The organism is Variovorax sp. 05L425 (assembly GCF_056397705.1).
Map to the genome: position 1 here is coordinate 116,543 of NZ_JBFTNY010000008.1, position 11,017 is coordinate 127,559.

Sequence of the window (11,017 nt, forward strand, 5' to 3'; positions counted from 1 at the left end):
ATTCCATGGATTCATAGAATCCATGCCATGGATATACGGCAAATCGACCTCAACCTGCTCGTGGTGTTCGACGCCATGCTCGAACACCGCAGCGTCACGCGCGCCGGCGAAGCCATCGGCCTGAGCCAACCCGCGACAAGCGCCGCAGTCGCGCGCCTGAGACTGATGTTCGAAGACCCATTGTTCGTGAAGGTCGGCGCGCAGATGCAGCCCACCGCGCGAGCGCAGGCGCTACAGGTTCCGGTGCGGCGCGTCATCGACGCAGTCAAGAACGAAATCCTTCAGCCGGCCGGTTTCGATCCCGCGCGCAGCGAGAGAACCTTTGTCGTGATCACGCCGGACATCGGAGAGATCCACTTCGTTCCGCCACTGATCCGGCGGCTGGCAGAAGCCGCGCCGAGCCTGCGGCTCAGTGCGGTTTCACGTCCGCCGGAAGCTGCCGCCGAAGCACTGGCCAGCGGCGCGGCTGACCTCGCGCTGGGCTACTTTCCGGATCTCAAGGGCGCCGGCTTCTACCAGCAGAAACTGTTCGAGAACCGCCATGTCTGCATGGTGCGCCATGACCACCCGCATGTGGACGACGGACCGCTCAGTCTGGACCAATACCTCGCCTTGCGGCACGTCGTCGTCCGGCCCGACGGGCGTGAGCATGTCTTTGAGCAGTTTCTCGCCAGGAAGGGCCTTCGGCGACAGGTTGCGCTCGAACTGTCTCATTTTCTGAGCCTGTTGCCCATCATCGAAAGCTCGGACCTCGTCGCGACCGTCCCGAGCGACTTGGCATACGTGTGCCAGCGCTATGCAAAGGTTCGAATCCTCGCGTCACCCATTGCTTCCCCGGCCATTCCGGTGCATCAGTTCTGGCATCGAAGAGCCAATCGGGACCATGCGAACAGGTGGCTTCGCACACAGGTGCAAGCGCTGTTCGCGGGTCACTAGCGAGACCGGCGGGACTGAGCGCGAAGCAGGTGGTCCACTGAGCAATCTTGATGTAGGTCAATTCGGGTCCTTCGGCGCCAGCAGCCACCAACTCGCGCCGCCAGGCTTGAAGCAGCGAACTCTTGCCGCATCCGGCCGGCGCCTGAATGAAGGCGAGCCGGCGACCATGGTTGTTGGCGAGCCGCGCGAGGAGCGCCACACGCGGCAGCAACTGACCGCCGGCGCGCGGGAGCGATCCGGGATCGTGCTGCGCGTCGATGGGTCGATGGGAAGGCGCTTTCGGCATCAGAACGGATTCTCGTGCAGAGCCTGCAGCGCGGTGCAGTGCCGACGCCCGGTTGCGACCGAGCACGAGGCGCAGGCCGCTACCTGGCACTGATCTCACTTGGACGCCGTGGATTGGCCGAGCCACTCCTGCGTCGCGGCTGCAGCGGCGTTCATGGCGGCACCGATCTGCGGAGTGGCCAGGAAAACGTTCTCCTCGCCGATCATCTGAAGCATCCCGGTACGCCCGAACGTCTTCATTTGGTCGACGTCGGCCCGAGCTTCGATTTCGAACGCCGGCATCTTCCGCGGGCTCACTACCTGCTGCCCTCGACCCTGGACCCGCTGGCTGCCCTTCAACAGAATGGACACCGCATCGTCTTCAGCTCGCCGGACGGACTGGCTGCCCGTCTCGTGGCCCGCGATGCGCGTAAGCGGTGGCCCGAGAGCGATGCAACCTGGCTCGTGGGCGGCACCGAAGCGTGGAGGGCAGCGGGTCTGCCGATCGAACAAGCCTGGGAGCCCGCCCAACTCCTCACGCCCATTGACGATGACTGGGGCTCCGTCATGCGCGTGCCGGCATCGCGGCGCGACCGCGCATGGACCGACTACCTTGTCTGGGAGCGAGGCCTGAGCGACCGCGTCGCGCGCGACCCCACCGTGCGCTTCCATTTCTTCTGAGCTCACATCCATGCAGGCCGCATAAGGTTGCACGCTTTCATTCGTTCAAGAACGTATCCATTGCAGGCATAGGCCTGCTGACTCCACCGCCGCGACCTCGCTTGCAGTTTCACAATCGCCATCGACATACTGCGCGAAAAATGTCCTTCACATTAACTTCAAGGCGGAGGGGCTGAGAGATGAAGAAGTACATTGCAATCCTCGCGGCAGCGCTCGCCGCGCCTGCCTTGGCTGGTGCGCTGGACGGTGTCCCCGTGCTGGGGACCGCTCCGGGTGGCGTCACGATCTACGACAAGCCATGCCTCAGCGGCAACAAGGCTGATGAAGGCTTCGTTGCCGTTCGCGGACAGCAAGCCGGATGCTTCATCGAGGAAGGCAACTACAAGGCCAGGATCGAATGGCTTTCCAGCGGGCGGATCGAGCGTGTTGACGAAGCGAAAACCCGCGCGCCCGCCCCGCCGGTGTACCGCGACCAGTACGGCAACCAGACCAAGTCGCCGCTCCAGCTGTGCAAGGAATCGCGAGCGGCAGGAAACCCGGTGACGGAATTCTGCTTCAGGCAGTTCCAAGGCGAGGCGTGGTTTGGACCGGGTGGCCCGCTTCACCCCAGCGATAAGCCTGGGCCGTCTCCGGAGGATGTCAAAGCCAAGCAGGATGCCAAGCGCGCGGAACAGTGCGCGAAGGAAGCGCGTGAGATCGATTACTACATCGGTGTACGCGAGCAAGGGCGCAGCTATCGTGAAGTTTCAAATGCCCTCCGAGGCGTTGGGACGCCTGAGGACGTTCAGCGCCACACCCGCCTGCTGGACTTGGTCTACAACTCTGACGCCGCGCACATCGAGGCGTTCAAGAAGGGATGCACACAACGATGAATACCAAATCCTGCCGCGCAACGACCTATCTCAGAGTATCGAAACCGGATGACGCCGCCCAATCGAGATGGGGCGCGCGCTGCCTACTTCAGCGGAAACAGGCAACATGAGGAGATCCTCGGGTCATCGAATGGAAGCGGACGCGATTGTCGGAACGGGCAATGGGCACTGGCCGAAGCACCGGCGACCCTGCGGATTCTGAGGATGCCCGGCGTGCCTGCAAACGAAGGAATGCGCGTTTGCAGATGCGTTTTCCATTGGCCGCAAGGACTCAGATCATTCCCTTATTTGAAAGCAACGAATCGGTAGTTCGGGATCTGAAAGTACGCCAGCAGAATCGGCCGCCTATTGCCATTGGCACTGCTTTCTCGTTCAGGTCCCATGAATTTCCAACAGTTGCGTTCCGTCCGCAAGGCCGTTCGTTGCGGCTTCAATCTCACCGAAGCCGCCCATGTCCTTCACACCTCGCAGCCGGGTGTCAGCCGACAGATCCGTGAACTGGAAGACGAACTCGGCGTCGCGCTGTTCGCCTGTGCGGGCAAGCGACTGACGGGCCTGACGGCGCCGGGCGACCATCTGCTGCCCATCATCGAACGCGTGCTGCTCGAGAGCCAGAACCTGCGCCAGGCCGGACAAGAGTTCCTTGCGCAAGAGGACGGCCTGCTCTCCATCGCCGCGACGCACTCGCAAGCGCGTTACGCATTGCCGATTGCTGTTCAGGAGTTCCTGGGCAGGTTTCCCAACGTGCAATTGCACCTGCGCCAGGGCTCGCCCAAGCAGATTGCGCAAATGCTGCTCGACGGCGAAGCCGACGTCGGAATCGCCACGGAAGCGTTGAGCGACTACCCTCAACTCGTCACGCTGCCGTGCTTTCGCTGGACGCATTCAGTGATCGCACTGCCGGGCCACCCCTTGCTCGACGGGCCGCTGACCATCGAACGACTGGCGGCCTACCCGCTCGTCACCTACGACAGCGGCTTCACCGGGCGCACGCGCATCGACCAGGCGTTCGCAGACGCCGGCCTGGAGCCCGACCTGGCCATCACCGCGATGGACGCCGACGTCATCAAGACCTACGTCGAACTCGGCATGGGTGTCGGGATCGTCGCGGGCATCGCATTCGAAGCGGAGCGCGATGTCCGGCTGCGCGCGGTCGATGCGGGGCACCTGTTTGGCATCAACCTGACGAAGGTCGCGGTACGGCGCGGGGTCTACCTGCGCAGCTTCGTCTACGCCTTCATCGAGGCATTCGCGCCCACCTTGACGCACACCGCGGTGGAAGACGCGCTCGACGGAGGCGTGGCGGAGCGGAAGAGCGAGTCGTTTCCCGCGTCGGCGCTGGTGCAACTGCTCGCGCACAAGCCGAATGTGAACGGCGAGGCCCTTTCAGCACATTGAGTTGGCGCTGCGATGCGCAGCTCGTTCCGATGACGGTTCGACCGTCCCCCATCACGACTTCCATTCCTTCAGGAGAATTCCCGATGAGCCACGACATCTCTTCATCCATCGACACCAGCATCGGCGACCTGCGCATCAGGCGCGTGGCCGGTCACATCGGTGGCGAGGTCCAGGACATCAAGCTCGGCGGCGATCTGCCGGCCGACGCGATCGAGCAGTTGAACGCCGCACTGGTCAAGCACAAGGTGCTGTTCTTCCGCGGCCAGGATCATCTGGACGACGCAGCGCACCAGGCCTTCGGTGCGCGATTCGGTCGCACGGTCGCGCACCCGACCGTGCCCCCGGCACAGGGCACGAAACTGTTCGAACTCGATGCCTCCAAGGGTGGCGGCAGGGCCGACTCGTGGCACACCGACGTGACCTTCGTCGATGCCTTTCCGAAGATCTCGATCCTGCGCGCCGTGACCATTCCGGCCTATGGCGGCGACACCGTCTGGGCCAATACGGCCGTCGCCTACGAGCGCCTGCCGGCCCAACTCAAGCAACTGGCCGACAGCCTGTGGGCTGTCCATAGCAACGACTATGACTATGGCGCTGACCGCGTGCTGGTCGAGAAAGAACGCCTGCGCCACCACCGCAACGTCTTCGTGTCCGCCGTCTACGAAGCCGAGCATCCGGTGGTGCATGTGCATCCCGTGTCTGGCGAGCGCGCGCTGCTGCTGGGCCATTTCGTCAAGAAGCTCGTGGGCCTGTCGAGCACCGAGTCGACGCGGATTTTCGAACTGCTGCAGAACCGCGTCACGCGGCTCGAGAACACGGTGCGCTGGAATTGGCGGCAGGACGACGTGGCGATCTGGGACAACCGCGCGACGCAGCACTTCGCCATCAACGACTACGGCAACCAGCCCCGCCTGGTCCGCCGCGTGACCGTCCACGGCGACACCGCGGTGGCGCTCGACGGCCAGCGCAGTCGCACGCGCAGCCGACCTGAAGCAACCAACGATGCGCGCATCGACGAAGTCATTTCCGCCACCGCCTGAACCTGAGACATTGCCATGACCCAGGAATTCTCCGCTCACGATCGTCATCGCCGCGCTTTGCTCCACGCAGGGGCCGCACTCGGCGCGTCGACATTGCTTCCAGGCCTCGCGGCTGCGCAGGCCGGCGCCAGGAAGTACGCCGGCGTGACGCTCAATGTCTCGACCTTCAGTGCCGCCTATCCCAAGCTGCTCCAGCAGTGGCTGCCCGAGTTCGAGGCGCTCACGGGCGCCAAGGTGAACTTCGACGCACCTTCCTTTCCGGTCTACAACCAGCGCGCCGACCTGGAGCTGTCGACCAAGGGCTCGGCCTATGACGTGGTCAACGTCACCTTCATCTACTCCAGCCGCTGGATCAACTCGGGCTGGCTCACCCCGCTCGACGACTTCATCAGGAATCCCAATCTCACGCCGGCAGACTGGGACATCAACGACTTCCTGCCCGGCGCGCGCGCGCCGGAAACGGGCAAGGACGGCAAGCTCTATGGCGTGCCCTGGACGGCCGAAGCGCTGTTGACGGCATCGTCCCGCTTCGACCTCGTGGAGAAAGCCGGACTGGCCTTTCCGGACACCACCGACGATCTCGTGAAGGTGCTGCGCGCCGTCAACAAGAAGGAACGCGTTGCCGGCTTCGTCGCCGACAACCACTATGGATGGACCTTCGTTCCCTACCTGCACGCCTTCGGCGGCGACGTGTTCCGGAAGGCGCCCGACGATTTGTTCCCCACGCTGGACACCCCCGAGGCGATCGCGGCCGGCGAGTACTACGCCAACCTGCTGAAGGAGTTCGGGCCGGACGGCGCCATCACCTACCAGCCGGACCAAGTCACGCAGGCGCTCAAGCTGGGCCGGGTGAACTTCACCGATGCCGGGCAGTTGCACCTGGCGCAGTTGGGCGACCCGGCCACGAGCAAGACGATCAAGACCGTCAAGTTCGGTCTGCTGCCCAAGGGACCGGCCGGACGCTTTCCCGGCACTGCGGTGCATGGGCTGGGCATCCCTGCAGGGTCGAAGCAGAAGGAAGCGGCCTGGGCCTTTATCCAATGGGCATTGAGCAAGCAGATCACTTCGCGCGCGGTGGCGGCAGGCTACGGTTCGCCGGCGCGGCGCTCCGACATCGACTCCGCGGAGTTCCGGAAGAAGCAGATCATCAACGGAAGCAATCTCGCGCAGCTGTCGCTCGATTCGATCGAGCTGGCGGCGAAAACCGGCCACTGAAGTACCGCACCGTCTCGGTCTACCCGCAGGTCGACCAGCAGCTGAACAAGGCGATCGAGCTGATCGCCAGCGGCCAGCTCACGGCCAAGCAGGCCTTCCAGCAGGCACAGGCCAATTCGATCGCCGAGCTCAAGCGCGCCGGCGCGAAGCTCTGAGGACTTGGGTGTGGCGCATGCACTTCCTGCAGGCAGCTGGCAGACGGAGCGGCGCCGCGCCTTCCTGCTCGGCCTTTCGCCTTCGCTCATCGTCCTGCTGCTGATCACGCTGGTTCCGGCCGCCGCCTTGGTGGTGGCGAGCTTCACGCCCCTGCAGCTCACCGATCCTTCGGCCACCTTCCGCTTCGACGACCCGCTGGTCAATTACCGCCAGTTGCTGCATGACGATCGCTTCCTCGCATCCGTCGCGGTGCAGCTGAAGCTCTCCGCGTCCAGCGTGGCGCTGCAGTTGGGGGTCGGGCTCGGCTTGGCGCTGCTGCTGAACGGAAAGTCCCGAGTGCTCGAGGGCGCCAGGACGGTGTTCCTGATCCCGATGGTGCTGCCGCCGATCGTCGTTGCCCTGATCTGGAAGATCATGTACACGCCCGACGTCAGTCCAATCCATCGCACGCTCGAAGCGATCGGCTGGCCGGTGCGTTCGCTGATCGCCAACCCCGACACCGCCCTGTGGGCGATCTCGCTTGCGGACACGTGGCAATGGTTTCCCTTCACCATGCTGATGGTGCTGGCGTCGTTGCAGATGATTCCGGACGAGCCGCTCGAAGCCGCGACGCTGGAGGGCGCCAGTCGCTGGCAGCTGTTCCGGTACATCGTGCTGCCCTACATCCGCCCCGTGCTCGTCGTGTGCGGACTATTCCGGCTCATCGACAGCTTCAAGGCCTTTCCGCTGATCTACGTGCTGACCAATGGCGGGCCCGGGTCGGTGACCGAAGTCACCAACTACTACGGGTTCATCCAGGCGTTCAACTTTTCCTATTGGGGCTATGCCAGCGCGATCGCGACCGTCATGCTGGTGGGTGTCTTCGTTTTGAGCTGGCTGGTCGGAAAGCTGGGATGGAGCGAGCATGACAAGCGCTAGCCGTGCATGGGGTATCGACATCGACGAACGGGAGCCCAGCGGCCGCGAAGACGTCTCGGCGACCCGCCTTCGAGCGCCCGCCCGGCGTCGATCATGGCTCTCGCGGCATGGGCGCGCGCTCACCGTCGCGCTGCTTCTGCTCGTCGTCCTGTCCCCCTTCCTCTGGCTTGTGCAACTCGCCTTCCGGCCAGCGGCCGAAATCTTCGAAGACAGCCTGCTGTTCGTTCCGACGCTGGACGGCTTCATCAGCCTGCTGCAAGGCAATTTCCTCAAGTCGTTCGGCAACAGCCTGCTCGTGAGCACGCTCTCCACCGTCTTCTCGATGCTGATCGGCGTGCCCGCGGCCTACGCCCTCACACGCTGGGAGTTCAGGGGGCGCAACCGCGTTGCGCTATGGATCCTGGTGACGCGCATGGCACCGCCCATCGCCTTCACGATTCCCTTCTTTCTCGCCTATCAGTACCTCGGGCTGCAGGACACGGCGATCGGTCTCGCCATCGTCTACCTGACCTTCAACCTGGCGATCGTCATCTGGCTGATGCAGACCTTCTTCGAGGCGGTGCCGGCATCGCTCGAAGAGGCGGCATGGATCGACGGCTGCGGCGTCTGGCAGGCGTTCTGGCGCGTGTCCCTGCCGCTCACCGCGCCAGGTCTCGCGGCCACCGCGGTGCTGTGTTTCATCTTCTCGTGGAACGACTTCTTCTACGCGCTGATCCTGACCAGGACCAACGCCATCACGGCGCCGGTGGCGATCGTCAATTTCCTGCAGTACGAAGGATGGGAGTGGACCAAGATCGCCGCCAGCGGAACGCTTGTGATGCTCCCCGTCGTGGTGTTCACGGTACTCGTTCGAAAGTACCTGGTGCGCGGTCTCACGGCCGGCGGCATCAAGGACTGACCGTTCCCCCCTTCCTCCTCCTTTGTTCCTCGACTCCTCGATACCTCCATGGCCTCCATCACCATCCGCCACCTCACCAAGAATTTCGCGGCGACGCCCGTCATCCGCGGGATCGACGTCGAGATCCGGGACAGCGAATTCGTCGCACTGGTCGGGCCGTCCGGCTGCGGGAAATCCACCCTGCTTCGCATGATCGCGGGCCTGGAAAGCGTCGACACGGGCGAGATCTTTCTGGGGGAACGGTGCATCAACGACGTCGCCCCGCGCGACCGCGATGTCGCCATGGTGTTCCAGAACTACGCGCTCTACCCGCACATGACGGTCGGCCAGAACCTGGGCTTCGGTCTGAAGATCCATGGGCTCAGGCCTGACGACATCGCACGCCGTGTGCAGCAGGCGGCCGACACCTTGGGCCTCGGCGACCTCCTGCAACGGCGCCCGCGCCAGCTCTCGGGCGGCCAGCGCCAGCGCGTCGCCATGGGGCGCGCCATCGTGCGGCAGCCTCAGGCATTTCTGTTCGACGAACCGCTGTCGAACCTCGATGCCAAGCTGCGCGTGCAGATGCGAACCGAGATCAAGGCGCTGCACCAACGCCTGGGCACCACCACGGTCTACGTGACCCACGACCAGGTGGAGGCGATGACCATGGCCGACCGCATCGTCGTGCTCAAGGACGGACGGGTCGAACAGGTCGGCGCGCCGCTCGAACTCTACGACCGGCCCCGCAATGCCTTCGTGGCGGGCTTCATCGGCTCGCCGGCCATGAACTTCATCCCTGGACACCTGCAACTCGACGGCGCCCCATTCGTATTGACGGACGACGGCTTGCGCCTGCCACTGGCAACGGTGACGCACGGGTCGCACGGCGATCGCGTGCTCTATGGCGCGCGCCCGGAGCACTTCACGATCGATCCGGGCAGTGGGCTGTCCGCCGAGGTGATCGTCGTCGAGCCGACCGGCGCAGAAACACAGGTCGCGCTGCGCTTGTCCGGCCAGACCGTCATGACAGCATTCCGCGACCGCATCAACGCGCGACCGGGTGACCACCTGGGATTCTCGCCGGTGGCGGCCAAGGCGCATCTTTTCGACGCCGCCGGCGGCCAGCGGCTGAACTGAGGGCACTCAGTTGTACAGAGACGGCAGCGGCGCTTCGTCCTTGCCCTTGGCCGCGGGTTCGCCCAGCGCGAGCATGAGCCGATTGGCCCAGTTGAAGAATGCGGCTTGGCTGATGGATGGGCTCCAGACGTAGTCGCCGCCCTTGGTGAAATCGGGGTGCGAGTTGGTGAAGCCCAACTGCACCAGGCCTGCGCGCTGGTAGATCGGCGAGGCGGCCATCGATGCCGGACTGGAGAAGTCGCCGAGCTCGATCTGGATGCGCTTGTCATTCACAAATTTCTGCGCCAGGCCGACGGCCTGCCGCGGGTCGCTTTGGCTGTCCTCGAACACGTAGGTCAGCGGGCGGCCGTGGATGCCGCCGGTGGCGTTCACGTCCTCCAGCGCGAGATCGAAACCGGCCTTCCACTGGGCGCCGTACTGCGCGTTCTGCCCGGTCAGCGGGCCGCTGACGCCGAACCACACGGGGTCGCCGGCAGCCGGTGCGGCGGATGCGACGATCGGTGCCAATAGAAACGCGGCTGCGAGGTGGAGAAAGGCTTGACGGTGCAACATGCGGAGCGCTCCAGGACAACGGAAGACCGCGATTCTTCGACGGTCCTGTAACGTTGGGAACGAAGAAATCGGCGCGATCTTCATCGAAATTCGAATAAGGCCTCCCAGATTTTCTGACGAAGGCCGCTGCGATCCCGCCATGCGCCTCAGAAATCCGACGACCTGACGACGATTGGCTCTCGGCGTGTGCCGTTGTAGCGCGACCAAGCAGCCACGTTGATGGCCACATGGTTCTCTTCGTACGCACTCACCGCACGGCTCGCGCCATCGGAGGCTTGCACATAGGCACCGAAATGGGATGCCAGCGCGTCGTCCGTGATCAGCGCGTCGATCTCCCGGCCTTGCGCGGGCAAAGTAAAGGCCACACCGTTGCCGACCCAGCGCGCGCCACGCGAGCCTCCGATCCGGTGGCCGCTGGCATCTACTCCAACAACGGGCTCCAGCGGCGCCGGCTCCGTGTCGACCGATTCCACGATGGGTTCCGGCGCAGCATCCGGAATGACCTCGCCCGACAGCACGTCCCTGCTGATAAAGAGCATCTCGAAGTCGCAGATCTGAATGATGTCGTTGTCCAGCAGCGGGCGCACCGACACGTCCTCGCCGTTGACGAGCGTGCCGTTGGTGCTGTGGAGGTCGTGAAGGGTGACGAAATTTCCGTGCCGCCTGAGGATTGCGTGGACCTTGCTGACGGTGCCCGCCGCAAGCACGAGATGATTGGTCGGGCCGCGCCCGATCCTGAACTCCCCTTCGAGTAGCCGGATCATGCGCCGCACGACGGCATTCCTCGTCACGATCAGCGTCGGCATCGCTCGGACCCTCCTTGCGCATCGATGGTAATGCTGCAGAGCCGCAATTCACGTGCCAGTCACGTGACGAGAGCAGTGAGATCAACTGATACAGGCCGCGCGTTGGCGTTTCCAGGCGTCTTCATGCTGATGGCGCCTCCGCGAATGCCGGGTGAGCGAGGGGTG

10 protein-coding genes and 1 pseudogene are annotated in these 11,017 nt (G+C 64.2%); 9 read left to right on the forward strand and 2 right to left on the reverse strand.

The annotated features are described in order from the left end of the window. Positions 1-27: 27 nt before the first annotated feature. The 9 genes from AC1DN9_RS11625 to AC1DN9_RS11665 all read left to right on the forward strand — a co-directional run bounded on the left by AC1DN9_RS11625 (position 28) and on the right by AC1DN9_RS11665 (position 9,494). Positions 28-936, forward strand: coding sequence for a LysR family transcriptional regulator (locus tag AC1DN9_RS11625; protein WP_478100212.1), 909 nt, complete (start codon positions 28-30; stop codon positions 934-936). 399 nt (positions 937-1,335) lie between these two features. Next, positions 1,336-1,881, forward strand: a complete 546-nt coding sequence (locus AC1DN9_RS11630; RefSeq protein ID WP_478100214.1) for a rhodanese-like domain-containing protein — start codon at positions 1,336-1,338, stop codon at positions 1,879-1,881. Positions 1,882-2,060: 179 nt separating this feature from the next. Continuing rightward, positions 2,061-2,753 (forward strand): hypothetical protein, encoded by a 693-nt coding sequence (locus AC1DN9_RS11635; protein WP_478100216.1) that lies wholly within the window; start codon positions 2,061-2,063, stop codon positions 2,751-2,753. 381 nt (positions 2,754-3,134) lie between these two features. After that, the gene (locus AC1DN9_RS11640) at positions 3,135-4,151 is read left to right on the forward strand and encodes a CysB family HTH-type transcriptional regulator (RefSeq protein WP_478100218.1); all 1,017 of its coding nucleotides are present in this window, start codon (positions 3,135-3,137) and stop codon (positions 4,149-4,151) included. An 83-nt stretch (positions 4,152-4,234) separates the two neighbouring features. Beyond that, positions 4,235-5,191 (forward strand): TauD/TfdA dioxygenase family protein, encoded by a 957-nt coding sequence (locus tag AC1DN9_RS11645; protein ID WP_478100220.1) that lies wholly within the window; start codon positions 4,235-4,237, stop codon positions 5,189-5,191. Positions 5,192-5,206: 15 nt separating this feature from the next. Continuing rightward, on the forward strand, positions 5,207-6,406 hold the full coding sequence (locus tag AC1DN9_RS11650; protein ID WP_478100222.1) for an ABC transporter substrate-binding protein: 1,200 nt from the start codon (positions 5,207-5,209) through the stop codon (positions 6,404-6,406). Positions 6,407-6,571: 165 nt separating this feature from the next. Next, complete coding sequence (locus AC1DN9_RS11655; RefSeq protein ID WP_478100224.1) at positions 6,572-7,480, forward strand: carbohydrate ABC transporter permease; 909 nt, start codon at positions 6,572-6,574, stop codon at positions 7,478-7,480. Next, positions 7,467-8,378: a carbohydrate ABC transporter permease gene (locus AC1DN9_RS11660; protein ID WP_478100226.1), complete on the forward strand. Its 912-nt coding sequence runs from the start codon at positions 7,467-7,469 to the stop codon at positions 8,376-8,378. The genes AC1DN9_RS11655 and AC1DN9_RS11660 overlap by 14 nt, the downstream gene beginning before the upstream one ends. A gap of 48 nt (positions 8,379-8,426) precedes the next feature. Further along, positions 8,427-9,494, forward strand: coding sequence for an ABC transporter ATP-binding protein (locus AC1DN9_RS11665; protein ID WP_478100227.1), 1,068 nt, complete (start codon positions 8,427-8,429; stop codon positions 9,492-9,494). Between the two features lie 102 nt (positions 9,495-9,596). Here AC1DN9_RS11665 and AC1DN9_RS11670 read toward each other — a convergent pair. Further along, positions 9,597-10,046, reverse strand: a pseudogene (locus AC1DN9_RS11670) (ABC transporter substrate-binding protein); the annotation flags it as partial. A gap of 146 nt (positions 10,047-10,192) precedes the next feature. After that, on the reverse strand, positions 10,193-10,852 hold the full coding sequence (locus tag AC1DN9_RS11675; RefSeq protein ID WP_478100229.1) for an FHA domain-containing protein: 660 nt from the start codon (positions 10,850-10,852) through the stop codon (positions 10,193-10,195). Between the last annotated feature and the right edge of the window lie 165 nt (positions 10,853-11,017).